Source organism: Altererythrobacter sp. C41 (assembly GCF_016803135.1).
GTDB lineage: Bacteria > Pseudomonadota > Alphaproteobacteria > Sphingomonadales > Sphingomonadaceae > Pelagerythrobacter.
The window spans coordinates 1-22201 of sequence record NZ_JAEVFE010000016.1 but is presented as its reverse complement, the minus strand read 5'-3'; the positions used below and the strand labels follow the sequence as shown (position 1 = coordinate 22201).

Below are 22201 nucleotides of genomic sequence, written 5' to 3'. Positions count from 1 at the left end.
CCTATCTGGGGTGTGGGTGGGGAGTGGGGGCATCGCGCCTCCATTGGAATTGTCATTATTGAGGGCCGGGGGAGTTCCCCTCTCCCCGGCCCTCTCCCCTGAAGGGGAGAGGGAGTTAGAATGCCACTCTACCACACCGACGATCAGGCGATGCTTTCCGACACCGTGGGCCAGTTCATGGCCGAGGAAGGCTCGATCGCGAAGCACCTGCGCCACTGGCGCGACCGCAACTGCAAGGACGGCTTCGGCCACGGCCTGTGGAAGCAGTTCGCCGAAATGGGCTTCACCGGCATTCTCGTGGGCGAGGACGACGGCGGGCTCGGCATGGGCCATGTCGAGGCGGGGATCGTGCTCGAGGAAATCGGGCGCAACCTGACCCCTTCGCCGTTCCTCACGAGTTCGGTGCTCGCCGGAACCGCGCTCCGGCACGGAAGCGACGATATGCGCGCGCGCTGGCTGCCGGGCCTCGTCTCGGGCGAGAGCGTGTTCGCGGTCGCGATCGACGAGGGCGCCAAGCATCGACCCGAGCGGATCAGGACCCGGGCCGAGAAGTCGGGCAACGGCTTCCGCCTGTCGGGCCGCAAGGACTTCGTCGTCTATGGCGGCAGCGCGGACATGATCGTCGTCGCCGCGCGCACCTCGGGCGCGGACGACGAGGCCGAGGGCATCACGTTGTTCGCCGTGCCGAAGGATGTTTCCGGCATGACTCATGACGCCGTGCGCCTCGTCGACAGCTCGATGGCGACGCACACCACGTTCGACAATGTCGAACTCGATGGCGACGCGGTGATCGGCGAAGTCGACGGCGGGCGGGAGATCCTGAACAAGGTCCTGATGGCCGGACGCGTCGGCGCGGCGGCGGAAGGCGTCGGCGTCGCGCGCGGGGCGATGGACATGACCGTCGACTACCTCAAGCAGCGCAAGCAGTTCGGCAAGCTGATCGGCGAGTTCCAGGCGCTCCAGCACCGTGCCGCGCACCTCTATTCCGAAGTCGAGATCGCCCGCGCCGTCACGATCAAGGCGCAGCAGCTTCTCGATGCCGGAAGCGAGAAGGCGGACCTGATGGCCTCGGTCGCCAAGGCCAAGGTCGGCAAGGCGGCAGGCCTCGCGGTCAAGGAAGGCGTGCAGATGCACGGCGGCATCGGCATGACCGACGAATACGACATCGGCCTCTACATGAAGCGCGACCGCGCGCTCGCGGAGTTCATGGGCGACGCCTACTACCACGCCGGCCGCGTGGCGGAGATGTCAGGCTACTGATCAAATCTCCCCCTCCTCTTCAGAGGAGGGGGTCGGGGGGTGGTGGCGACGCGCCAGCGTCGCGCTTGCGGCAGGCACCACCCCGCTGCGACTAGGCTCAGCTTCGCTTCGCCAAGTCTCGCTGCCCTCCTCTAAAGAGGAGGGCGTTTTGGAAGGATGATTGCATGACCCTCAACGACCTCTTTAGCCTCGAAGGCCGGATCGCCCTCGTCACCGGCGGCAGCCGCGGGATCGGGCGGATGATCGTCGAAGGCTTCCTCGCCGCCGGGATCGAGCGGGTCTACATCACGGCCCGCAAGATCGACGAGATCGAGGCGACTTGCGCGGAACTGGGCGAGAAGGTCGTCGGTATCCAGGGCGACATCTCGACGATGGAAGGGATCGAGGCGCTGGTCGCGGAAGTGTCCGCCCGCGAGAGCCGGCTCGACATCCTCGTCAACAACGCCGGCGCGGCGTGGGGCGCGGACTACACCGAGTTCCCGGAAAGCGGCTGGGACAAGGTCATGGACCTCAATGTCAAGACACCGTTCTTCCTGACCCAAAGGCTGCACAAGCTGCTGACAGCGGCGGCGAGCCCGGAGCGGCCCGCCAAGGTGATCAACATCACCTCGGTCGACGGGCAGCGGGTGAACCCGTGGGAGACCTATTCCTACCAAGCCTCCAAGGCCGCGCTGATCCACCTCACGCGCCGCATGGCCGCGCGGCTGGTGAAGGACCACGTCTACGTCACCAGCCTGGCGCCGGGCGCCTTCCCCTCCAGCATGAACCGCGCCGCGCGCGACCAGGAGGAGAAGTCGGCTGCCGGCATTCCCAGCAAGCGGGTCGGCGACAAGTTCGACATGGGCGGCACCGCCGTCTATCTCGCCAGCCGCGCCGGCGACTACACGATCGGCGAGACGCTGACCGTCGACGGCGGCATCGTCAACGCGCACCTGCCGTCGCATTTCGCCGAGCCGGCGTGAACGCATCTTCCCCGTGTCGGGGAGGATTTTAGGACATCAACTCCCGTACGAAGCCGATCAGGCCCGTCTGGCGCGCGCGCTTCATGCGTTCGGCGTGGAGGATCGCGCGGACTTTCTCGAAGCAGACCTGCACGTCGTCGTTGACCACGACGTAGTCGTAGCCGTCCCAGTGGCTGATCTCGGCGCGGGCGCGTTCCATGCGGCCGTCGATCACGTCCTTGCTGTCGGTGCCGCGGTTCTGGAGCCGGCGGTGCAACTCGTCGAGGCTGGGCGGCAGGATGAACACGCGCGCGACGTCCTGCTCGTCCTTCTGGTAGAGCTGCTGGGTGCCTTGCCAGTCGATATCGAACAGGAAGTCCTGTCCGTCCTTCAGCCCGGCGCGGATATGGCCCTTGGGCGTGCCGTAACGGTACCCGAAGACCGGGGCCCATTCGTAGAAGTCGTCTTCCTGGATCATCCGGTCGAACGCGGCATCGTCGACGAAATGGTAATGGACGCCGTCGATCTCGCCGGGGCGCTTCGGTCGCGTGGTGGCCGAGACCGAGAGGCAGATCTCGTTATCGGCCTCGAGCAGCATGCGCGAGATCGTGGTCTTGCCCGCGCCCGAGGGCGAGGAGAGGATGAACATCAGTCCGCGGCGGTGAAGGGTGTCCTGGTCGGCCATGCGCGCTCATGCGCCAAGCGGCCGCGCGAAATCAAGCCCCCGCCGAAGGACGCGGCGGCAGGTCAGCCGCGCCGGGCCTTCTCGCGCAGTTTCCGGTCGCCCTCTCGCTGCGCCGCACGCCGGGACTGGCGCCGGTCGAGCAGCACTTTGGCCAGAATGCCGCCGCCGACCACGATGGCGCCGGGCACCGATCGGGTGGCGACCCGCGCCACCGCGTAGGAAGCCAGCGTCTCCACGATCGTGCGGTTGTCGACGATCTCCTTCGCCGTCGACTTGCCGTAGCGGTTGCGCAGCAGCCCCTTCTCGAGCCCGAGGCGGAGCATGCGTCCGCCGCTGCGGAGCAGGATGTCGTGGATCAGCAGATTGGTCGCGGGGTTCGGCGTGGGGCCGGCAACCTCGCGTCCGTTGCTCGCGTTCCCGGTGCGGATCGCAGGCTTGCGCTTCGTTCTGGCCATGGTCTCGCCCCTCGATGTTCGGCGGGCGCGAGGCCGGCCGGATTACTTCTTCCGGCCGAAATCGACCGTGACGACGTTGGAGCCGTCTTCACCATCGGAAACGGCCGGGCCTTCGCCGTGTTCCGGCGCATCGTTTTCCGCATCGTCGTGCGCCTCGGGCGCCATGTCGGCGACGCTGGCCTGGAACTGCAGTCCGAAATCGACCGCAGGATCGACGAAGGCGGTGATCGCTGCGAAGGGGATTTCCAGCTTGGCCGGGACCTGATTGAAGCTGAGGCCGACGCCGAAGCCGTCCTCGCGCACTTTCAGGTCCCAGAACTTGTTCTGGAGCACGATCGTCATCTCATCCGGAAACCGCTCGCGCAAATGCGTCGGGATCGACACGCCGGGCGCGTGGGTCTTGAAGGTGATGTAGAAGTGGTGGTTCCCCGGCAGGTCGCCGCCGGATCCTTCGATCTCGCCGAGCACGCGGCCGACCACGGCGCGCAGGGCTTCCTGCACGATCTCGTCGTAGGGGATCAGGCTATCGGGCGTATCGTCGCTCATACGCCCGCTTGGTGAAGCGGCTTCGCGCATCGGTCAAGCGCCAATGCTTGCGCCGCCGCAATCCTGGCGTATAGCGCCGCCATGCGCACCGGCAGGATCGAGCGAAAGACCGCGGAAACCGCGATCGAAGTCGAGGTCAACCTCGATGGAACGGGCACTTATGCGGTGTCGACGGGGATCGGGTTCCTCGACCATATGGTGGAGCAGTTCTCCCGCCATTCGCTGATCGACGTGACGATGAAGGTCGTGGGCGACCTGCACGTCGACCAGCACCACACGACGGAGGACAGCGCGATCGCGCTCGGGCAGGCGCTGGGCGAGGCGCTCGGCGACAAGGGCGGGATCGGCCGCTACGGCCAGGCCTACTCGCCGATGGACGAGACGCTGGCGCGCGTCGCGCTCGACATCTCGGGCCGGCCCTATCTCGTCTGGCGCGCGGGCTTCTCGCAGACGCAGCTCGGCGAGTGGGACACCGAACTGATCGAGCACTGGTTCCACTCGGTTTCGCAAGCCGCCGGGATCACGCTCCACGTCGAGCTGCTCTACGGCAGCAACAACCATCACATCTGCGAGGCGATCTACAAGGGCTTCGCCCGCGCCATGCGCCAGGCGGTCGAGATCGATCCGCGCAAGGGCGGCACCGTGCCGAGCACGAAGGGCATGCTCGGTGGCTGAGAAGACCGCGCTGATCGATTACGGCGCCGGCAATCTCCATTCGGTCGAAAACGCGCTCCGCAAGGTCGGCGCCTCGGTGGACGTAACCGCCGATCCCGACACGGTGCGCACGGCGGACCGGATCGTCCTCCCGGGCGTCGGCTCGTTCCGGGCCTGTGCCGAAGGGCTGCGGGCGATCCCGGGACTGGTCGAGGCGATGGAAGAGCGGGTCGAGGTCGGCGGTGCGCCGTTCCTCGGCGTGTGCGTCGGCATGCAGCTGATCGCCGACCGGGGGCTGGAGCATGGCACGACGCCGGGCCTCGGCTGGATCGCAGGCGAAGTGCGCGCGATCGAGCGGACCGACCCGGCGATCAAGGTGCCGCACATGGGCTGGAACGACGTTGCGCTCACCGCCCATGCCGGCTCCGTGCTGGAGGAGGGTGAAGCCTATTTCCTCCACTCCTTCCACTTCGCGGCGGAGAACCCGGCTGACATTGCCGCGATGACCGACCACGGCGGCGGCCTCGTCGCCGCGGTCGCACGGGGCAACGTGCTGGGCGTGCAGTTCCATCCCGAGAAGAGCCAGGCCTACGGCCTCGCGCTGCTCGCGCGCTTTCTGGAGTGGCGCCCATGATCGTTTTCCCCGCAATCGACCTCAAGGGCGGCCAGGTCGTGCGCCTCGCCGAAGGCGATATGGCGCGTGCCACCGTCTATGGCGACGATCCCGCGGCACAGGCCCTGCTGTTTTCCGCGGCCGGGGCGGAGCATCTGCACGTCGTCGATCTCGACGGCTCGTTCGCCGGCAAGGCCGAGAACCGCGAGGCGGTAGAGGCGATCGTCGCGGCCTTTCCCGGCTACGTCCAGCTCGGCGGCGGCATCCGCACGCGCGACGCGGTGGAGGGCTGGTTCGACCTCGGCGTGGCGCGGATCGTGATGGGCACTGCGGCGCTCAAGGACCCGCAGTTCGTCAAGGACATGGCGCGCGAGTTCGAGGGCGGGATCGTGGTCGCGGTCGACGCGAAGGACGGGATGGTCGCGACCGAGGGCTGGGCCGAAGTGTCCGACGTGCCCGTGGCCGATCTTGCGCGCCGGTTCGAGGACGCGGGGGTGGCCAGCGTGCTGTTCACGGACATCGGGCGCGACGGTCTGCTCAAGGGCTGCAACGTCGACGCGACGGTCGACCTTGCGCGCCGGGTCGACATCCCGGTCATCGCCAGCGGCGGGGTCAAGGGACTCGACGACATCCACCTCCTCGCGCTCCATGCGCACGAGGGGATCGAAGGCGTGATCACCGGCCGCGCGCTCTACGACGGGCGGCTCGATCTCGCGACGGCGATAGCCATGGCGGGGCGGACGTGATCGTTCGAGACGGACTCTCGACTTCGCCCTTCGGGCTCCGCTCGATCCCTCCTCAGGATGAGCGGATGAGGTTCGACACTTCCGCTCATCCTGAGGAGGGACTGAGTAGTTTGCGCAGCAAGCGTATCGAAGGCCCGTCTCGAAGGACGGGAGCACCGGCATGACCGTCCGCATCCGTGTCATCCCCTGCCTCGACGTGGCCGATGGCCGCGTGGTCAAGGGCGTCAACTTCGTCGACCTCAAGGACGCCGGCGATCCGGTCGAGCAGGCGCAGGCCTACGATGCGGCGGGGGCGGACGAGCTGTGCTTCCTCGACATCTCGGCCAGCCACGAAGGGCGCGGGACGCTGCTCGACATCGTGCGGCGCACGGCGGCGGTGTGCTTCATGCCCTTCACCGTCGGCGGCGGCGTCCGCACCGCGGATGATGCGCGCGCGCTGCTGCTGGCGGGGGCGGACAAGGTCGCGGTCAACAGCGCGGCGGTGGCGCGGCCCGAAGTGGTGGGCGAGATCGCGGCGCGCTTCGGCAGCCAGTGCTGCGTCGCCTCGGTCGATGCGCGGCGCGTCGGCGAGGGCCCTTCGACAAGCTCAGGATGGGAGGTCTTCACCCACGGCGGGCGGCGCGCCACCGGGATCGATGCGGTCGCGCACGCGGTCCGGCTCGCGGAGCTCGGCGCCGGGGAACTGCTCGTCACCTCGATGGACGGAGACGGCACCCAGGCCGGCTACGATCTGGCGCTGACCCGCGCGATTGCCGATGCCGTGCCCGTGCCGGTGGTCGCCAGCGGCGGCGTGGGCACGCTGCAGCATCTCGTCGAGGGCGTCACCGAAGGACACGCGAGCGCGGTCCTGGCCGCCTCGATCTTCCACTTCGGCACGCACACGATTGCCGAGGCGCACGACGCGCTGCGCGCCGCGGGTCTGCCGGCGCGCGGTTAACCGGGCCGATGCCGCAAGTGCCAATCCGGGACGGGCGCGAGGCCCGCCTTGCAATCGCGCCGCGATCGGCGCCTGGTCGCCCGACCATGCGCGCGCTCCCCTTCGCTCTCCTCGTCATCGCCGCTCCGGCCGAAGCCGCGGGAACGCCTTTGCCCGAGCCGTCGAACCTCGCGCTGTTCGGCCTCGGTCTCGCGGGCCTGGTGATCGGCCGCCGCATGGCGGCGCGCCGCAAGACTCCCGACAAGGATTGATCGACTCCAAGGATTGACCGGGCCGCGCGCCGTCCGCATGAGACGGCGCATGGACACGCTCCCGCGTCTCGAACGCATCATCGCCGAGCGGCGCAAGGCCGATCCGCAGGCAAGCTACGTTGCGCAGCTCCACGCCCGCGGCCTGCCCGTGATCGCGCGCAAGGTCGGCGAGGAAGCCGTCGAGGCGGCCGTGGCCGCATTGGCGGGCGAGCGCGAGGAACTGGTCGGCGAGGCGGCCGACCTGATCTTCCACCTCATGGTCCTGCTTTCCGCCAAGGACATTCCGCTGGACGAGGTGCTGACGGAGCTCGATCGGCGGGAGGGCGTGTCGGGACTGGACGAGAAAGCTTCAAGGAGCGGATAATGGCGATCGACGCGACGCAGCCCTACGACGACGACAATATCTTCGGGAAGATCCTGCGCGGCGAGATCCCCTCGACCAAGGTCTACGAGGACGAGTGGGCCTACGCGTTCGAGGACATCAACCCGCAGGCCAAGATCCATACCTTGGTGATTCCCAGGGGCCGCTACGTAAGCTGGGACGACTTCTCCGCGCACGCGAGCGCGGAGGAGATCGCCGGCTTCGTCCGCGCCGTCGGAAAAATCGCGCGCGAGAACGGACTGGTCGAGCCCGGATACCGCCTTCTGGCCAATGTCGGGCCACATGGAGGACAGGAAGTGCCCCACCTCCACGTCCACATATTCGGCGGCGAGCCGCTGGGGCGGATGATCGCGAAATAGCCACGACTGGCAGTTTCGGTTGCTAGGCGAGTCGGCGATCCGCTAAGGCCCCGGCGATCATGACGACGCGTCCTGTTCCTCCCGGCGGCCTGATCGATGGCACGCGTCACTTCTACGCCGTCCGCGTCTATTACGAGGACACCGATCTTTCGGGCGTCACCTACCATGCGAACTATCTGCGCTGGTTCGAACGCGCCCGATCGGATCTGCTGCGGCTGCTCGACATCGACCAGCGCGCAGCGGTCGAGGCGGGCGAGGGCGCCTATGCGGTGGCCGATCTCTCGATCCGCTACCTCCGCCCCGCGCGGCTCGACGATGACGTGCTGATCGAAACTCGCTGCACCGAAATGCGTTCTGCAAGCTGCCGGATGCATCAGCGTGCGCTGCGCGGCGACGAACTGCTGGCCGAAGCGGAGCTCAGAGTCGGCTTCGTCGCACCCGACGGGCGTCCGCGCCGGCAGCCGCTCGCCTGGCGCGAAGCTTTCAAACCCCTCCTCCCCATCGAAGAAGAAGCTCTATGATCCTGACGCAACTCGCGGCGGCAACGCCCAACCGGCTCGATCCGGTTCAACTGTTTCTCGATGCCGACATCGTGGTCCAGGTCGTGATGGTCGGACTGCTCGTTGCGAGCATCTGGACCTGGACGATCATCGTTTCGTTCAGCATGCGGATGGGCGGGATCCGCCGCCGCGCCGCCGCGTTCGAGGCGGACTTCTGGCGCACGGACGACTTCGACGGCTTCATGCAGCATCACGCCAAGCGCAACATTCCGATCGCGCGGATCGCCGGGGCCGGCATGTCCGAATGGCGCCGCTCGACCAAGGGCGGGGTCAAGGACCGCGAGGGCCTGCGCGAACGCGTCGCGCTGGCGATGGAAGGGCAGGTTGCGGAAGAGGCGGACGAGCTCGCTTCGCGCCTCAATTTCCTTGCCACGGTGGGCTCCGTCGCGCCCTTCGTCGGCCTGTTCGGTACCGTCTGGGGCATCATGAACAGCTTCTTTCAGATCGGTGCGCAGGAATCGAGCTCGCTCGCAGTCGTCGCGCCGGGCATTTCCGAGGCGCTGTTCGCGACCGCGATCGGCCTGTTCGCCGCCATTCCCGCGGTTATCGCCTACAACCGGTTCAGCCATACGGTGAACGCCTTCGAGGCGCGGCTGCAGCGCTTCGCCGACCGTTTCCACGCCAGCCTGAGCCGCGAACTGGAGCGCTTGTAATGGCGATGGGTCTCGCCCGTTCCGGCAAGCGCGGACGCGGCAGCCGCCGCACGCCGATGGCGGAAATCAACGTCACCCCGCTGGTCGACGTCATGCTGGTGCTGCTGATCATCTTCATGGTCACCGCCCCGATGCTGACCGCCGGGGTGCCCGTCGACCTGCCGGACAGCCGCGCCAATGCGCTGCCGCAGGAGCCGGAGCAGATCACCGTCTCGATCGTCGGCGACGGCACGATCTACCTCGACGAAGCCGCGCTCGCGCCGGGCGAACTGCCCGATCGGCTGGCCAATATCGGGCCGGGGCCCGACGGCAATCCGCCGCAAGTGACGCTGCGCGCCGACCGCACGCTCGACTACGGCCGCGTCATGGCGGTCATGGGTGAGCTGAACCGGGCCGGATTCAATCAGATCCAGCTGGTCACCCACGGTTCAGTTTCGGCTCCATAGCGCTGGTTACGATGGCTAGCGTCACTCTATCGCGTGAAGAAAGGGTCGGGCTCGGCATTGCCGTGGCGCTGCACGTTGCGCTGGTGGCGGTGCTGCTGTTCCAGCCGCAAGCAGCCGATCCGCCGGAGATTCCCGAGCGGATGACGGTCAGCTTCGCGGAGGACGTCGGGCCGGTCGCCGAGGCGCCGGACCCGGTGGCGGAGAGCCGCGCGGCGATCGCGCCCACCCTGAGTGAAGAGCCCGCTCCCGCTCCGGCGGTCGAGCCGCGACGTCCGGTCGAGGTCGAACGGCCCGCGCCGCCCGAACGTCCGCGCCCCCGCGCGACGACTGCCCCGCGCCGCGAGGCTGAACCACGCCGCGAGCCGACGCCGCGCCGCACCAGCCAGCCCGAGCGGCGCGAAACCGAGCGCAGCGGCGGCAGCCGCATCGGCAGCGATTTCCTCGCTGGTTCCGGATCGAGCTCCACCACCGAGGAAACGCGTATTCCCGCGAGCCGGATCGGGGCGAGCGCCCGCGCCTCGATCGTCCAGGCGATCATCCGCCAGATCAAGCCGCACTGGTCGGCCCCGCAGGGCGTCGATGCCGACAAGCTGGTGTCGATCCTCTCGTTCCGGCTCAACGAGGACGGGAGCCTTTCCGGCGCCCCGCGCGTAGTGGACCAGTCGGGCATCACGCCGGCCAACCGGCCGCAGGCCGCGCTCCACGCCGAACGCGCCGTCCGCGCGGTCCAACTGGCGGCACCGTTCGACTTGCCGCCCGAGTACTACAACGCCTGGAAGTCGATCGACGGCGCCAGATTCGACAGGAACCTTTCGCAATGAAACCGATCCTAGCCCTTCTGACACTCGCCCTCTTCGCCGCGCCTGCCGCGGCGCAGGACGCACAGCCGACCGCTTCGCAAGATCTCGGTGCCCCCGTCCCCACGGTGGGCGAGGTCGAGACGATCGAGCAGCAGGATGGCGGCCTGACCTTCACCGTCACTGACGAAAGCGAGTGGCAGGACCTCGGCATCGCGATCCCGGGTTTCGCGACCGATCGCGACACGCCGACGCCAGCCAACTCCTCGGGCACTGCGGCGCTGGGCAAGGAACTGGCCCGCGTGGTCTTCAACGACCTCAAGAACAACGGGCTGTTCAAGCCGGTCGGCCCCGATGCGCTGCCGCAGCCGACCTTCCCGCAGATCACCGCGCCCAACTGGCCGACCTGGTCGAGCCGCGGTGCCGAGATGCTGGTGCACGGCTACGTCCGCGCGCGGGCGGACAACAAGCTGACCGTCGGCTGCTACCTCTACGACATGGCGCTCAAGAGCGAGCTCGTGCGCGAAGGTTGGGTGGTCGAGCCCGCCGACTGGCGCCGGGCGGCGCACAAGTGCTCCGACCTCGTCTATTCGCGCCTGTCGGGCGAGGATCCCTTCTTCGACAGCCGCATCGCCTACATCGCGGAGACCGGCCCGAAGGGTAACCGGGTCAAGCGGCTCGCGATCATGGATTCGGACGGTGCGAACCACCGCTTCATCACCACCGGGCGCTCGACCGCGCTGACGCCGCGCTTCTCGCCCGACTACAGCAAGCTGCTCTATCTCTCCTATGTCGACGGCAATCCGCGGATCTACGTCTACGACATCGGCAGCGGCCGGCAGTCACTCGTGGCCGAAACCGGCAATCCCACGATCGCCCCGCGCTGGAGCCCGGACGGACGTTACATCCTCTATTCGATGGCAGTCGCGGGCAACACCGACATCTATCGCGTCCCGGCCGGGGGCGGGCAGAGCGTGCGGCTGACCGACGCGCCGGGCATCGACATCGGTGGCTCCTATTCGCCCGACGGCAGCCAGATCGTGTTCGAAAGCGACCGGTCGGGCGGGCAGCAGATCTACGTCATGAACGCGGACGGTTCGAACCAGCGCCGGATCTCGTTCTTCGGCGGGCGCGCTGCAACGCCCGAGTGGAGCCCGCGCGGCGACCAGATCGCCTTCACGCGCATCGCCGGCGACTTCAACATCGCGGTGATGAGCCCGAACGGCCGCAACATGCGCACGCTGACCGACGGCTGGCAGGACGAGGCACCGACCTGGAGTCCCAACGGCCGCATCATTCAGTTCTTCCGTACGGAACGCGGATCGGGCAAGGCTTCGCTCTGGCAGGTCGATCTCACCGGCCGCAACCTGCGGCGTCTGCCGACGCCGGTGGATGCATCGGACCCCGCCTGGGGACCGATTCTGCCCTGAATGCATTTGTGATTTTGTCGCCCGGGTCGCACCATTCGTCTTGGTATCTGAGGAAACGTCCATGAAACTACGCTTTGCAACCGTCGCCCTTCTCGCAGGAACCGTGGCCCTGGCTGCGTGCAAGAAGGAGCCGCCCGAATCGCTCCCGCCCGAGCCCGCCCCGACGACCTCGGCCCCGACGCCGACCGGCCCGACCGGCCCCGTCCTGGGCACGCAGGAGCATTTCGAGAATGCGGTGAACGGTCAGAACGTGATCTACTTCGACCTGGACCGGTACAACGTCGACAGTGCGGACATGGCCGCTCTGCAGACGCAGGCGCAGTACCTGGCGCAGTATCCGAACATCACGATCACGGTCGAAGGCCATGCCGACGAACGCGGCACGCGCGAATACAACCTCGCGCTGGGCGAGCGGCGCGCCAATTCGGCGAAGAACTACCTCGTCAGCCTGGGCGTGGCGGCCAATCGCATCCGCACGGTCAGCTACGGCAAGGAACGCCCGGCTGCGCTCGGCTCGAACGAGGCGGCATGGGCGCAGAACCGCCGTGCGGTGAGCGTCGTCGTCAACTGACGAAAACGTGGCGCGCCCCCGCATCGCCGGGGGCGCGCCCATTTCGATCATTCGATCGCGATGCCGACGGCAAGCGGCGCGATCTGCGCAGTGGGCGTGAGGCCGTCGGCCATGCCGCCTTGTCCCGCGACGAGCGCGAACAATGCCAGCGTCAGCGTGCATACCGTCGCGGAAAATGTAAGCTGTCTGCTCATCTCACGTTCTTTCGGAAGTTCCGTCGCGCGCTCCATAACGGCGCAAATGTGAACGCCATGTTGCGGTGCAACATTTTTGCCGGAACCCTTGTCGCGCGCCTTTCCAGGGCGGACAACGATCCCTAGACTAGAAGCGATGTCAGCCGGACCAACGACTTTACGAGGCTCAGCGTGAGCCGCGCCCGCCGATCGCTCGACTGGGGCTTCCCCCGCTGGCGCAGCTACGGCGCATCGCGCGAAGCGGTGACCGTGCGCCTGTGCGACCGGCACGGGTGCGAGGAACCCGGCGACTGCCCTGCGCCGAAGGCTCCCAACAGCCCCGACCGCTGGTATTTCTGCCAGCGCCACGCGGCCGAATACAATTCGAAGTGGGACTATTTCGAAGGGCTGGACAAGGCCGAGAAGGAAGCGCGCACCAAAGCCGAGCGCGCGGAAAGCGCCGGCTATGCCGAAGCGCAGCACTACGGCTGGGGCGGCAGCGGCGACGGGTCGCGCTCCGCCGACGAAATGCGCGCGCTCGATCTGCTCGGGCTGGAAAGCGATGCCGATTTTCCGGCGGTGAAGAAGGCCTACCGCAACCGCGCGAAGGAAGTGCACCCCGACGTCAAGCCGGGCGATGCCGAAGCCGCCAGACAGTTCCAGGCGCTGCAGGTAGCCTACGAGGTCCTCCGCCAGGCGGAAGAGCGGCGCGAGTGGAAGGGGTAGGGCGAGGCGTCCGCCTCGACACCCTTCAGCGGGCCTCGTCATCCCAGCGGAAGCTGGGATCGCTATCCGCAAATGCCGGACGTCGCTGCGCGCGATCCCAGCTTTCGCTGGGATGACGGCGGGCTTAGACCGCCGGAACCGCTAACCGCCGCGCCAGCGCCTCGGCCAGCCGATCGCCGAAGTCCGGACCCTGCTCGGGATAGAGGTAGGGTTCGATCAGTTCGGCCTCCATCACCGCCAGTTCGCCGCCGGGCAGCCGGACCATGTCGATCCGCGCGTAGAGCAGGTCGGTGAAGGGCAGGGCGGCCATGACCGCTTCGGCCGTGGCGAGATCGGCGGGTGCGGGATCGTAGCCGGCCTCGTGCCCGCCGAAGATCGACTGGATGCGGTACTCGCCCATCGCCGCGCGCTTGTTCACTCCGTGCGAGAAGCGGCCGTCGATGAAGACGAACGTGAATTCGCCTTCCTCGATGATGGCGGGCAGGAAGGGCTGGATCATTGCCGGGCGGCCCATGCGCCAGTCTGCCTCGGGCAAGGTGTCGCAGGTGAAGCTGTGCTGGCCCTCGCCGCCCGCGCCGACGCGGCGCTTCACCACCACGCGGTCGGCACCGAAATGCGCCAGGGCCGCTTCGATCTCCGCCCGCCCGGCGTCCTCGTGCCACAGCGTCGGCACTGTCGCCGCGCCGCGCCCGGCGAGCTCGGCGAGATAGCCCTTGTCGATGTTCCAGCGCACCACCTCGGGCGGATTGCAGACCCGAATCCCGCGCGCGGCCAGCGCATCGAGCCGCGCGAGGAATTCGGCGGCGCAGTCCTGATAGTCCCACGCCGTGCCGAGCAGCACGCTGCCGAGATCGGCGAACTCATCCAGCGGGGCGCGCCAGTCGATCTCGACCAGCTCCAGCCCGCGTGTCGCCAATGCTGGACGCAGCGCGGCGACCTCGAGATCGTGCTCGAACGCGTCGCCGCGCCGCGGTCCGGGGCCGGGCAGCGTGCCCGGGCAGGCGAGGAAGCCGACTTTCATCCGCGCGTCAGACCTGTTCGAGCGCCTGCTCGAAGTCCGAGATCAGATCGTCCGGATCCTCGATGCCGATCGAGATGCGCACCAGATTGTCGGTGATGCCGAGCGCGGCCTTGCGCGGTGCCGGGACCGAGAGGTGCGTCATCGAGGCCGGGTGGCTCGCCAGGGTCTCGGTGCCGCCGAGGCTGACCGCGAGCTTGGCGACCTTGAGCGCATCGAGGAAGCGGAAGCACTCGGCTTCGCCGCCTTCGATGAACACCGAGAAGGTCGATCCCGCGCCGGTGCAGTGCCGGTCGTAGATGTCCTTCTGCCGCGCATCTTCGATGAAGCCCAGGTAGCCGAGCCGCTCGACCTTGGGATGGCCGCGCAGAAACTCGCAGACCTTGGCCGCATTCTCGCCCGCGCGCTGCATGCGCAGCTCGACCGTTTCGAGCGAGCGCAGCAGCATCCACGCGGTGTTCGGATCGGCGATGCCGCCCATCGTGTTGCGCAGCGCGCGGACCGGGTCCATCCACTTCTTCGCGCCGGCGACGCTGCCCGCGACGAGGTCCGAATGGCCGCCGACGTACTTGGTCAGCGAATAGGCGACGATGTCCGCCCCGTTGTCGAGCGGGCGCTGCCACAGCGGGCCGAGGAAGGTGTTGTCGATCGCGATCGGGGTCACTTCCTTGTCGAGCGCAGCATCCCGCGCGTCGCGCACGGCCTCGACGTCGACCAGCGCATTGGTCGGATTGCCCGGGCTCTCGAGGTAGATCATCGCGACCTTGCCGCCCTGCTCGTCGGCTTGGGCTTTCGCTTCCGCGATCACTTCGTCCAGTTGTTCGCGCGTCGCGCCGGCGGGGAAGTCGACGTAAGTCACGCCGAACTTGGCGAGCACCTTGGCGACGAAGCCCTCGCTCGCGGCGTAGAGGGGGCCCGAATGGACGATCACGTCGCCGGCCGAGACGTAGGCGAGCATCAGGATGCAGATCGCGGTCATCCCGCTGGAGAACGACAGCGCGTCCTCCGCGCCGTCCCAGATGCTCAGGCGATCCTCGAGGATCTCCTGGTTGGGACCGTTGAAGCGCGAATAGACGAGGCCCTCCGCGCCGCCGGGGCGCAGGCCGGTGATGCCCTCGAAGTGGCGCTTGCCGGCCGCCGCGTTCTCGAACGCGAAAGTGCTGGTGAGAAAGATCGGCGGCTTGAGCGAGCCTTCGGACAGCGAAGGTTCGTAGCCGTGCCCCATCATCAGCGTGCTGGGCTTGAGCTTTCGCCCGTCGATCTTGGTGACTTCCGGCTTGGGATTGCGGCGCGGGGTGGGCTTGTCGGTGGAATCGATGGCGTCGGGCACGGAGGCCTCCTTCCTTTGCATCACGCTCCCAGGAAGGCAGGAGCTCGAATGGCTTGCCCGGCGGCGCCCGTTCCTAACCTCCGCAGGAACGCATCTCCGCCGGGTGCCGCGATGGCTTTGCGATTATCGCCGTGCAGACCGGTTTTCAACTCGCCCGAGCGTTCTTGCCGTTGGGAGTGGTTTCAGCCCGGCTCGACCGTGAACGATTCGATGTGCCAGCGCAGTTGCTCCGCGGTCGCGCCGGGAACGTCGTTGACCCGGCGCAGCACGGTGGTGCCGGTCAGCTTGCCGCCCTTGCTGCCGGTGATCGTGGTCGGAACTTCGTAGTAGAGCGAGCCGGCGGCGCCCTCCATCCGGCCCATGGGCACGGCAACGGTGATCTCGCCCAGGTCCTCGAACATCGCGGCGAACTCGGCATGGCCGATCCTGTCGCGCGCGGCGTCGCCCAGCATGGCGTAGGCCTGGCTGAAATCCTCGAACTCGATCGCGCGCGCGAAGTCGAGCAGGACCTTCCGTGCACCGGGCTCGCCCTTCTCGGCCTCCGGCACCAGCGGGGCCGCACCGACGTCCGGCAGAGCGGTCCCGGCCTCGCGCTCGCCCGGCGCGTCGGCCGCCGGGGAGGGGGCCGCCGGCGAGGGGATGGGCGATTCCGGCGCGATGACCTCGTCCGCGGAAGTCTCGCTGTCCCCGTTCGTCTGCCCGCAGCCCGCAAGGGCAAGCGCGATGCCGGCGGCGAGCATGGCGGAGTAGCGGCGGGCAGGGTGTGAAGGTTGCATGTTTCTCCCCAGAGGCTGCGTCTTCGACCAACCAGAGGGTACACCAGGAGTTCCATCATCGGAATGTCTGTCGCCATGCCGAACCGGCAGTTCAGGTGCCGCTAAACCACTTTGTGGCACGTTTCGGGGATGAACCGTGCTGCAATCGCCGTCGCCCTTCTCGCTGCCGTGCCGCTGGCCGCGCTCTCGAGTCCCGAGCCCTCCGCCGCGCGGGCGGCGCAGGAGCGTGCCTCGGAATGGCAGATCGGACCCATTCTGCGCGGCCGGAGCTACTCGCCCGGCATGCCGCGCTATGCCACCGATGCGGATGGCGAGACCTTCTTCGACATTCCCTGGCCGACGCCGCGCGAGGGGCACGTGCACTACGTGACGGTGCCCACCGGTTCGCTGACCGGAGCGCGCCGGATCGTGCTGCGCTACCGCATCGAGGGCGAGCGCGGCGTGCGCATCCTGCCGGAGGAAAACCCGCGGCAGAAGGCGACGCTGTCGCTCTACTTCCAGCGCGGCGGCGACAACTGGACGGCGAAGGGGCGCTACGCGACCTATCGCTGGTACGCGCCGGCCGCGATGATGGGGCCGCTCACGCCCGGCACGCACGAAGTCAGCGTGCCGCTCGATGCGAACTGGACGGCGGTGCAGGGCGCGAATCGCAACAGCGCGCCCGAAGCCTTCGCACGGGCGCTGGAAGATGCCTCGCGCGTCGGATTCGTTCTCGGATCGAGCGGCGGGCGCGGCCACGGCGTATTCGCCACCGCGCCCGCGCGCTTCACGATTCTCGATTTCTGGATAGAGTAGCGGCGAGGGCGCCGGCTTACCTGGGCGCCAGCACCATCAGCATCTGGCGGCCTTCGAGACGCGGGTAGGCCTCGACCTTCGCGATCTCTTCGACGTCGTCCTGCACGCGCCGCAGCAGGTCCATGCCGAGCTGCTGGTGCGCCATTTCGCGCCCGCGGAAGCGCAGGGTGACCTTCACCTTGTCGCCATGCTCGATGAACTTGTTCACGTTGCGCATCTTCACATCGTAGTCGTGATCGTCGATGTTCGGACGCATCTTTATCTCTTTGATTTCCTGCGTCTTCTGCGTCTTGCGCGCGGCGTTCGCCTTCTTCTGCGCCTCGTAGCGGTACTTGCCCACGTCGAGGAACTTGCAGACCGGCGGATCGGCGTTGGGCGAAACCTCGACGAGGTTCAGGCCGACGTCGGCCGCCTGCTCGATCGCTTCGCGGGTGTACATCACGCCCAGATTCTCGCCATTCTCATCGATGACGCGAACCTTGTCGGACTGGATCATGTTATCAAAGCGCGGGCCGCTCTTTACGGGCGGTTGCAATGTGCGCCGGGGGGGACGGGCTATGGGGCGGTCTCCTGTCTGCCGTTGTTTGGTGGCCCCATGTAGGCGGAATCGATGGGATTCGCTAGAGGCACCGCGAGAGGGGTTCCGGTCTCCCCGCGGGTGTTTCCATTATGCCGCGGCACGCCACAGCGGGAATTGGGCGAGCTTCCCGGCCAGAGGCAGCACTGCGTCGATCCGCGCGGCGGGCTGCATCGCGTCGCGGATCGCCGGATCGGCCGCGTTCATCCCGCCGGTCAGCGCGCCGAACGCCGGCAGGATCATCCGTCCGCCGCTGCCGTCTCCGCTCGCCACCACCGCGCAAGCGCGCCGGATATGGCGCTCGCGCACGGTGATCTGGAGGCGCGGGTGGTAGTGGCCCGACAGCTCGGGCTGCGTCTCGCCCGCGCGGGCCTGGTGGCGCAGAACGATCCCGGCCAGCTCGAGCTCCTCGGCGATCGTGCCGCCGCTGCGCGCTTCCATCGCCGGATCGTGGTTGCCGGTGATCCACACCCAGTCGGTCGCGCGGGTGAGCGCCGCCAGCATGCCCGCCGCGTGATCCTCCAGCCGCGTGCTGCCGTGGCTGTCGTGGAAGTTGTCGCCCAGCGTGTAGACGCGCCGCGCGCCCGTCTCGCGGATCGCCAGCGCGACCCGTTCCAGCGTCTCGCGGCTGTCGTAGGGCGGCAGCATCTGCCCGTGCCGCGCGTAGAAGCTCGCCTTCTCCAGATGCAGGTCGGCGACCAGCAGCGCCCGCTCGCGCGGCCAGTAGAGCGCGCGGCCTTGCGTGAGCGCGAACTCCTCGCCAGCGAACGAAAGGGGAACCATGGACCGCTCTTGCCGTAGCGGATTGGGCTTGGCAAGGGATTCGCACGATGACCGACTGGCAACCCCACACCGCCCGCGCGAAAGACTGGTTCGAGGACCTGCGCGACCGCATCTGCGCCGAATTCGAAGCGATCGAGCGCGAGGCGGGCTCGGACGCGGCGTTCGAGTACATCGCCTGGCAGCGCGAGGAGGAGGGCAATGCCGAGCCCGGCGGCGGCACCCGCGGGGTCATGAAGGGCAAGGTGTTCGAGAAGGTCGGGGTCAACGTCTCCACGGTCCACGGCCGCTTCGCGCCCGAGTTCGCGCGCACGATCCACGGCGCGGAGGAGAACCCTGAGTTCACCGCCACCGGCATCAGCCTGGTCGCCCACATGGCCAACCCGCATGTCCCCGCGGTGCATATGAACACCCGCTTCCTCACCACCGCGAAGGCCTGGTTCGGCGGCGGGGCGGACCTCAACCCGCCCATTCCCTACGAGGACGACACCGAGGCATTCCACGCCGCCTTCCGCGCCGCCTGCGCGGGCCACAATCCGACCTACTACGAACGCTTCAGGAAGTGGGCCGACGACTATTTCTTCATCCCTCACCGCGGCGTTCACCGCGGCGTGGGCGGGATCTTCTACGACCACCTCGAGTGTCCCGACGATGCCGCGTGGGAACGCAATTTCGCCTTTACGCAGGACGTCGGCCGCGCCTTCCTCGAGGTGTTCCCCAGGATCGTCCGCCGCCGGATGGACGCGGAGTTCACGCCCGAGGACAAGCGCCGCCAGCTAGAATGGCGCGGCCGCTATGCCGAGTTCAACCTCGTCTACGACCGCGGCACGCTGTTCGGCCTCAAGACCGGCGGCAACATCGACGCCATCCTGATGAGCCTCCCGCCCGAAGCGGTGTGGAGCTGAACTTCGCTCCGGCGCTTGGCACCACCCGCCGGCGCCGATATGCGAGCCTGATAACCGCCTTCCGGGAGAGACCCATGCGCCCCATCGCCGCCGCGCTTTCGCTGCTTCTTGCCACCACTGCCTGCACCACGATGGAGGGCGAACCCCCCGTCGCGTCCGCCGAGCGCATGGTCGCGCCGATCCTGACCACGCCCGATGCGGTCGACAGCTCGACTTTCGCGCAGCCGCAGATCGCGCGGGTGACGCATGTGGCGCTCGATCTCGCGCTCGATTTCGAACGCGACAGCGTCGGCGGCACGGCTACGCTCGACATCCTTGCACGGCCCGATGCCTCGCAGATCGTGCTCGATAGCGACGGCCTCCAGATCAGCCGCGTCACGGACGCGCGCGGCAACGAGCTCGACTTCGAGATCGGCGAGAGGGTCGAAGGCAAGGGAGCGCCGCTGACGATCACGATCGGCAACGCCCGCCATATCGTCATCGCCTATACCGCCAACCCGCAAGCCAGCGCGCTGCAGTGGCTCGATCCCGAGCAGACTGCGGGCGGCGAGCATCCGTTCCTGTTCAGCCAGGGCCAGGCGATCCACAACCGGAGCTGGATCCCGACGCAGGACAGCCCCGGTATCCGCCAGACCTGGGAAGCGCGGATCACCGCGCCCAAGCCGCTCGACGTGGTCATGTCGGGCATTCTCCAGGGCGAGCCGGAAGACCTCGGCAACGGCCGCCGCGCGTTCCGCTTCGTGATGGAGAAGCCGGTCGCGCCCTACCTGATCGCGATCGCCGCCGGCGACATCGACTTCCGCGCGATCGGCCCGCGCACCGGCGTCTGGGCCGAGCCGGCGATCCTCGAGCGCGCGCATTGGGAAGTCGCCGATACCGAAGACATGGTGGAGGAAGCCGAGGCGCTCTACGGCCCCTATCGCTGGGGCCGCTACGACATGATCGTCCTGCCGCCCGCGTTCCCCTTCGGCGGGATGGAGAACCCGGTCATGACCTTCCTGACCCCGACCTTCATCGCCGGGGACCGGAGCCTGACCGGCCTCGTCGCGCACGAGCTGGCACACTCGTGGTCGGGCAACCTTGTCACCAACGCGGTCTGGGCCGATAGCTGGCTCAACGAAGGGGTGACCTCCTACTTCGAGAACCGCATCATCGAGGAGATCTACGGCGAGAAGCGCGCCGAGCAGGAAGCGGCGCTGAGCTTCGCCGCGATCGAGGAGACGCTGGCCGAAGTCGGCGCCGACGCGCCCGGCACCGCGCTGCACCAGCCCGACGGCACCGACAGCGCGGGCAGCGCGATCGTCTACGACAAGGGCGCGGCCTTCCTGCGTACGCTGGAGCGCGAGGTCGGGCGCGAGCGCTTCGACGCCTGGCTGCGCCAGTGGTTCGACAACCACGCGTTCGAGCCCGCGACCTCGGCCATGATCTACGAGGACATGCGCAAGAACCTTGCCGGCAGCGAGGCGGAAGCCGAGCGGCTGCAGCTGCGCGAATGGATCTACGAGCCGGGCCTGCCCGCCAACGTCGCGCGGCCCGACCCGGCGGCCTTCGCGACCGTCGACGCGGCCGCGGCGGCCTACGGTGCGAACGGTACGATCCCGGCAGCCGCAGCGTGGCGGGCCTGGAGTTCGGCCGAGCGCCAGCGCTTCCTGCAGAAGCTGCCGCAGGAGCGTTCGGCGGAAGAGCTCGCGCAGCTCGACCGGCAGCTCGGGCTGGCCGGCACCGGCAACAACGAGGAGCTGTTCCTGTGGCTCGAACTGGCGCTCGCCAACCGCTACGAGCCCGCGGTGCCGAAGGCCGAGGCCTTCCTCGCCGAAGTCGGCCGTGCCAAGTTCGTCCGCCCGCTGTTCGTCACGCTGATGGAGGAAGGCGAGTGGGGCCAGCCGATCGCGCAGCGCATCTACGCCAAGACCCGTCCCAGCTATCACGCGGTGACCCGCGGGAGCGTGGACAAGGTCGTCGGCTGGAAGGGGTGACGGTCGGCCGCTGGGTAGAATAGGGGCGCGGCGGGGGAATTGCAGCGCCGAGCCTCCTTCCCACCCACCAGACGTGTCATCCCCGCGAAAGCGGGAATCCATCGGCTGACGGCGAACCCTGGATCCCCGCGTTCGCGGGGATGACAGGGGGAGGCGATAGAGCGGGTCTTCCTTCCGGTCATCTGCGTTTCCCCAGCGAATCCCGTCATCCCAGCGCAAGCTGGGATCGCTACCCGCCAGGTCGTACGGTGCTGCACGCGATCCCAGCGTTCGCTGGGATGACGGGGGGTGGGGGCAACGCTCCTCACCGTTTTACCAGCAAGCTTGACAAAACGAACCATATTGGTTAGGTGGCGCGTGCCTGATGCACCTCACGTCAGGCAACGAGGATCGGGGCAGGCGCCCAGTCGACGGTGCTTCGCCTCTCTTCCGCTGGCAGATCGGCGTTGCCGTTTCGCCAGCGGCGCGGCCGGTGCGGCTGGCGTGCGATGTGCAAGGCTCGGGTGTACCCCTCGAACGAGCCGGAAGCCTCGCTCCCTTCCGCCGGAAGCCGGGACATGGATGTTCGCGCTGTTCGCGTGCTGCCCTCACGAACCCGGCGATGCAGCCGGGCTCCCCGGGCCGCCGGTACACCGCGCGCTGGCGTGGCGGATCAGCCACGGGGCACGGGCGGACTTCTCGCGAGTCCCGGCCGTCTGCGCCCGCCAGTCCCGGACCCCAGGGATCGAACTAGGCCCACCGCGGCGGCGGCGGGCAAGCGGATCGTGCGCGGCGAACCTCACGCCGCGGCCCGTCCGCCGGTCGTTCGCAAGCAAACCGCCACCCGCCCGACCCCGCGCGCACGCCTCCTGGCATGCCG

At 68.2% G+C, this 22201-nt stretch carries 28 protein-coding genes; 19 read left to right on the top strand and 9 right to left on the bottom strand.

Annotated features, from left to right (window positions below; translation table 11 throughout):
• Positions 1-120: 120 nt before the first annotated feature.
• Positions 121-1260 carry an acyl-CoA dehydrogenase family protein gene (locus JNO53_RS15080; RefSeq protein WP_203113525.1) on the top strand — a complete coding sequence of 380 codons (1140 nt, stop codon included), beginning with the start codon at positions 121-123 and terminating at the stop codon, positions 1258-1260.
• A gap of 164 nt (positions 1261-1424) precedes the next feature.
• Entirely contained in the window at positions 1425-2222 is a 798-nt protein-coding gene (locus JNO53_RS15075; protein WP_203113522.1) for an SDR family oxidoreductase, read from the top strand.
• A 28-nt stretch (positions 2223-2250) separates the two neighbouring features.
• Here the strand turns inward: JNO53_RS15075 and gmk are convergent, their stop codons facing one another.
• The 3 genes from gmk to JNO53_RS15060 form a co-directional block, all read right to left on the bottom strand.
• Complete coding sequence (gene gmk, locus JNO53_RS15070) at positions 2251-2886, bottom strand: guanylate kinase (RefSeq protein WP_203113519.1); 636 nt, start codon at positions 2884-2886, stop codon at positions 2251-2253.
• 62 nt (positions 2887-2948) lie between these two features.
• Positions 2949-3341 (bottom strand): hypothetical protein, encoded by a 393-nt coding sequence (locus JNO53_RS15065; protein ID WP_203113517.1) that lies wholly within the window; start codon positions 3339-3341, stop codon positions 2949-2951.
• A gap of 42 nt (positions 3342-3383) precedes the next feature.
• Positions 3384-3887 (bottom strand): SspB family protein, encoded by a 504-nt coding sequence (locus JNO53_RS15060; RefSeq protein WP_203113514.1) that lies wholly within the window; start codon positions 3885-3887, stop codon positions 3384-3386.
• A gap of 81 nt (positions 3888-3968) precedes the next feature.
• On the opposite strand from JNO53_RS15060, the gene hisB reads away from it, so the two are divergent.
• The 13 genes from hisB to pal all read left to right on the top strand — a co-directional run bounded on the left by hisB (position 3969) and on the right by pal (position 12286).
• Complete coding sequence (gene hisB / locus JNO53_RS15055) at positions 3969-4562, top strand: imidazoleglycerol-phosphate dehydratase HisB (protein ID WP_203113511.1); 594 nt, start codon at positions 3969-3971, stop codon at positions 4560-4562.
• Entirely contained in the window at positions 4555-5175 is a 621-nt protein-coding gene (hisH, locus tag JNO53_RS15050; protein ID WP_203113508.1) for an imidazole glycerol phosphate synthase subunit HisH, read from the top strand. The genes hisB and hisH overlap by 8 nt, the downstream gene beginning before the upstream one ends.
• Entirely contained in the window at positions 5172-5900 is a 729-nt protein-coding gene (gene hisA / locus JNO53_RS15045; RefSeq protein WP_203113505.1) for a 1-(5-phosphoribosyl)-5-[(5-phosphoribosylamino)methylideneamino]imidazole-4-carboxamide isomerase, read from the top strand. Before hisH ends, hisA begins: the two co-directional genes overlap by 4 nt.
• A gap of 160 nt (positions 5901-6060) precedes the next feature.
• The gene (hisF, locus tag JNO53_RS15040; RefSeq protein WP_203113502.1) at positions 6061-6837 is read left to right on the top strand and encodes an imidazole glycerol phosphate synthase subunit HisF; all 777 of its coding nucleotides are present in this window, start codon (positions 6061-6063) and stop codon (positions 6835-6837) included.
• Between the two features lie 86 nt (positions 6838-6923).
• Positions 6924-7088, top strand: a complete 165-nt coding sequence (locus JNO53_RS15035) for a PEP-CTERM sorting domain-containing protein (RefSeq protein ID WP_203113498.1) — start codon at positions 6924-6926, stop codon at positions 7086-7088.
• Between the two features lie 49 nt (positions 7089-7137).
• Entirely contained in the window at positions 7138-7452 is a 315-nt protein-coding gene (locus tag JNO53_RS15030) for a phosphoribosyl-ATP diphosphatase (protein ID WP_203113495.1), read from the top strand.
• Positions 7452-7829, top strand: a complete 378-nt coding sequence (locus JNO53_RS15025) for a histidine triad nucleotide-binding protein (protein ID WP_203113492.1) — start codon at positions 7452-7454, stop codon at positions 7827-7829. The genes JNO53_RS15030 and JNO53_RS15025 overlap by 1 nt, the downstream gene beginning before the upstream one ends.
• A 59-nt stretch (positions 7830-7888) precedes the next feature.
• Positions 7889-8350, top strand: coding sequence for a YbgC/FadM family acyl-CoA thioesterase (locus tag JNO53_RS15020; RefSeq protein ID WP_203113490.1), 462 nt, complete (start codon positions 7889-7891; stop codon positions 8348-8350).
• Positions 8347-9042 carry a protein TolQ gene (gene tolQ, locus JNO53_RS15015; RefSeq protein WP_203113487.1) on the top strand — a complete coding sequence of 232 codons (696 nt, stop codon included), beginning with the start codon at positions 8347-8349 and terminating at the stop codon, positions 9040-9042. The genes JNO53_RS15020 and tolQ overlap by 4 nt, the downstream gene beginning before the upstream one ends.
• A complete protein-coding gene (locus JNO53_RS15010) occupies positions 9042-9488 on the top strand; it encodes an ExbD/TolR family protein (RefSeq protein WP_203113483.1) in 447 nt (148 codons plus the stop codon). The genes tolQ and JNO53_RS15010 overlap by 1 nt, the downstream gene beginning before the upstream one ends.
• 11 nt (positions 9489-9499) lie before the next feature.
• On the top strand, positions 9500-10309 hold the full coding sequence (locus JNO53_RS15005) for an energy transducer TonB (RefSeq protein ID WP_203113480.1): 810 nt from the start codon (positions 9500-9502) through the stop codon (positions 10307-10309).
• The gene (tolB, locus tag JNO53_RS15000; RefSeq protein WP_203113477.1) at positions 10306-11715 is read left to right on the top strand and encodes a Tol-Pal system beta propeller repeat protein TolB; all 1410 of its coding nucleotides are present in this window, start codon (positions 10306-10308) and stop codon (positions 11713-11715) included. Before JNO53_RS15005 ends, tolB begins: the two co-directional genes overlap by 4 nt.
• Positions 11716-11776: 61 nt before the next feature.
• The gene (gene pal, locus JNO53_RS14995) at positions 11777-12286 is read left to right on the top strand and encodes a peptidoglycan-associated lipoprotein Pal (RefSeq protein ID WP_203113474.1); all 510 of its coding nucleotides are present in this window, start codon (positions 11777-11779) and stop codon (positions 12284-12286) included.
• 47 nt (positions 12287-12333) lie between these two features.
• Here pal and JNO53_RS14990 read toward each other — a convergent pair whose 3' ends face one another.
• Positions 12334-12480: a hypothetical protein gene (locus JNO53_RS14990; RefSeq protein WP_203113470.1), complete on the bottom strand. Its 147-nt coding sequence runs from the start codon at positions 12478-12480 to the stop codon at positions 12334-12336.
• A gap of 171 nt (positions 12481-12651) precedes the next feature.
• Between JNO53_RS14990 and JNO53_RS14985 the strand changes: the two genes are divergently transcribed.
• Positions 12652-13185 carry a DnaJ domain-containing protein gene (locus JNO53_RS14985; RefSeq protein ID WP_203113466.1) on the top strand — a complete coding sequence of 178 codons (534 nt, stop codon included), beginning with the start codon at positions 12652-12654 and terminating at the stop codon, positions 13183-13185.
• Between the two features lie 124 nt (positions 13186-13309).
• Here the strand turns inward: JNO53_RS14985 and JNO53_RS14980 are convergent, their stop codons facing one another.
• The 3 genes from JNO53_RS14980 to JNO53_RS14970 form a co-directional block, all read right to left on the bottom strand.
• On the bottom strand, positions 13310-14206 hold the full coding sequence (locus tag JNO53_RS14980; RefSeq protein WP_238401976.1) for an ATP-grasp domain-containing protein: 897 nt from the start codon (positions 14204-14206) through the stop codon (positions 13310-13312).
• A gap of 7 nt (positions 14207-14213) precedes the next feature.
• Positions 14214-15554: a cystathionine gamma-synthase family protein gene (locus JNO53_RS14975; protein WP_203113463.1), complete on the bottom strand. Its 1341-nt coding sequence runs from the start codon at positions 15552-15554 to the stop codon at positions 14214-14216.
• Positions 15555-15715: 161 nt separating this feature from the next.
• Positions 15716-16309 (bottom strand): hypothetical protein, encoded by a 594-nt coding sequence (locus tag JNO53_RS14970; protein WP_203113531.1) that lies wholly within the window; start codon positions 16307-16309, stop codon positions 15716-15718.
• Positions 16310-16438: 129 nt separating this feature from the next.
• On the opposite strand from JNO53_RS14970, the gene JNO53_RS14965 reads away from it, so the two are divergent.
• Positions 16439-17104, top strand: coding sequence for a hypothetical protein (locus JNO53_RS14965; protein WP_203113460.1), 666 nt, complete (start codon positions 16439-16441; stop codon positions 17102-17104).
• 16 nt (positions 17105-17120) lie between these two features.
• On the opposite strand, the gene infC is transcribed toward JNO53_RS14965, so the two are convergent.
• Positions 17121-17600, bottom strand: a complete 480-nt coding sequence (gene infC / locus JNO53_RS14960) for a translation initiation factor IF-3 (protein ID WP_238401975.1) — start codon at positions 17598-17600, stop codon at positions 17121-17123.
• A gap of 171 nt (positions 17601-17771) precedes the next feature.
• Positions 17772-18464 (bottom strand): ligase-associated DNA damage response endonuclease PdeM, encoded by a 693-nt coding sequence (gene pdeM, locus JNO53_RS14955; protein ID WP_203113453.1) that lies wholly within the window; start codon positions 18462-18464, stop codon positions 17772-17774.
• A gap of 47 nt (positions 18465-18511) precedes the next feature.
• Between pdeM and hemF the strand changes: the two genes are divergently transcribed.
• Positions 18512-19366, top strand: coding sequence for an oxygen-dependent coproporphyrinogen oxidase (gene hemF, locus JNO53_RS14950; protein WP_203113451.1), 855 nt, complete (start codon positions 18512-18514; stop codon positions 19364-19366).
• A gap of 74 nt (positions 19367-19440) precedes the next feature.
• Positions 19441-21342 carry a M1 family metallopeptidase gene (locus JNO53_RS14945; protein ID WP_203113449.1) on the top strand — a complete coding sequence of 634 codons (1902 nt, stop codon included), beginning with the start codon at positions 19441-19443 and terminating at the stop codon, positions 21340-21342.
• Positions 21343-22201 lie beyond the last annotated feature (859 nt).

What these genes read in the sequence shown, in the direction of transcription:
- JNO53_RS15080 (WP_203113525.1), top strand. Translation starts at nt 121, where the DNA reads ATGCCACTCTACCACACCGACGATCAGGCGATGCTTTCCGACACCGTG.
- JNO53_RS15075 (WP_203113522.1), top strand. Translation starts at nt 1,425, where the DNA reads ATGACCCTCAACGACCTCTTTAGCCTCGAAGGCCGGATCGCCCTCGTC.
- gmk (WP_203113519.1), bottom strand. Translation starts at nt 2,886, where the DNA reads ATGGCCGACCAGGACACCCTTCACCGCCGCGGACTGATGTTCATCCTC.
- JNO53_RS15065 (WP_203113517.1), bottom strand. Translation starts at nt 3,341, where the DNA reads ATGGCCAGAACGAAGCGCAAGCCTGCGATCCGCACCGGGAACGCGAGC.
- JNO53_RS15060 (WP_203113514.1), bottom strand. Translation starts at nt 3,887, where the DNA reads ATGAGCGACGATACGCCCGATAGCCTGATCCCCTACGACGAGATCGTG.
- hisB (WP_203113511.1), top strand. Translation starts at nt 3,969, where the DNA reads ATGCGCACCGGCAGGATCGAGCGAAAGACCGCGGAAACCGCGATCGAA.
- hisA (WP_203113505.1), top strand. Translation starts at nt 5,172, where the DNA reads ATGATCGTTTTCCCCGCAATCGACCTCAAGGGCGGCCAGGTCGTGCGC.
- hisF (WP_203113502.1), top strand. Translation starts at nt 6,061, where the DNA reads ATGACCGTCCGCATCCGTGTCATCCCCTGCCTCGACGTGGCCGATGGC.
- JNO53_RS15035 (WP_203113498.1), top strand. Translation starts at nt 6,924, where the DNA reads ATGCGCGCGCTCCCCTTCGCTCTCCTCGTCATCGCCGCTCCGGCCGAA.
- JNO53_RS15030 (WP_203113495.1), top strand. Translation starts at nt 7,138, where the DNA reads ATGGACACGCTCCCGCGTCTCGAACGCATCATCGCCGAGCGGCGCAAG.
- JNO53_RS15025 (WP_203113492.1), top strand. Translation starts at nt 7,452, where the DNA reads ATGGCGATCGACGCGACGCAGCCCTACGACGACGACAATATCTTCGGG.
- JNO53_RS15020 (WP_203113490.1), top strand. Translation starts at nt 7,889, where the DNA reads ATGACGACGCGTCCTGTTCCTCCCGGCGGCCTGATCGATGGCACGCGT.
- tolQ (WP_203113487.1), top strand. Translation starts at nt 8,347, where the DNA reads ATGATCCTGACGCAACTCGCGGCGGCAACGCCCAACCGGCTCGATCCG.
- JNO53_RS15010 (WP_203113483.1), top strand. Translation starts at nt 9,042, where the DNA reads ATGGCGATGGGTCTCGCCCGTTCCGGCAAGCGCGGACGCGGCAGCCGC.
- JNO53_RS15005 (WP_203113480.1), top strand. Translation starts at nt 9,500, where the DNA reads ATGGCTAGCGTCACTCTATCGCGTGAAGAAAGGGTCGGGCTCGGCATT.
- tolB (WP_203113477.1), top strand. Translation starts at nt 10,306, where the DNA reads ATGAAACCGATCCTAGCCCTTCTGACACTCGCCCTCTTCGCCGCGCCT.
- pal (WP_203113474.1), top strand. Translation starts at nt 11,777, where the DNA reads ATGAAACTACGCTTTGCAACCGTCGCCCTTCTCGCAGGAACCGTGGCC.
- JNO53_RS14990 (WP_203113470.1), bottom strand. Translation starts at nt 12,480, where the DNA reads ATGAGCAGACAGCTTACATTTTCCGCGACGGTATGCACGCTGACGCTG.
- JNO53_RS14980 (WP_238401976.1), bottom strand. Translation starts at nt 14,206, where the DNA reads ATGAAAGTCGGCTTCCTCGCCTGCCCGGGCACGCTGCCCGGCCCCGGA.
- JNO53_RS14975 (WP_203113463.1), bottom strand. Translation starts at nt 15,554, where the DNA reads ATGCAAAGGAAGGAGGCCTCCGTGCCCGACGCCATCGATTCCACCGAC.
- JNO53_RS14970 (WP_203113531.1), bottom strand. Translation starts at nt 16,309, where the DNA reads ATGCAACCTTCACACCCTGCCCGCCGCTACTCCGCCATGCTCGCCGCC.
- JNO53_RS14965 (WP_203113460.1), top strand. Translation starts at nt 16,439, where the DNA reads ATGAACCGTGCTGCAATCGCCGTCGCCCTTCTCGCTGCCGTGCCGCTG.
- infC (WP_238401975.1), bottom strand. Translation starts at nt 17,600, where the DNA reads ATGATCCAGTCCGACAAGGTTCGCGTCATCGATGAGAATGGCGAGAAT.
- pdeM (WP_203113453.1), bottom strand. Translation starts at nt 18,464, where the DNA reads ATGGTTCCCCTTTCGTTCGCTGGCGAGGAGTTCGCGCTCACGCAAGGC.
- hemF (WP_203113451.1), top strand. Translation starts at nt 18,512, where the DNA reads ATGACCGACTGGCAACCCCACACCGCCCGCGCGAAAGACTGGTTCGAG.
- JNO53_RS14945 (WP_203113449.1), top strand. Translation starts at nt 19,441, where the DNA reads ATGCGCCCCATCGCCGCCGCGCTTTCGCTGCTTCTTGCCACCACTGCC.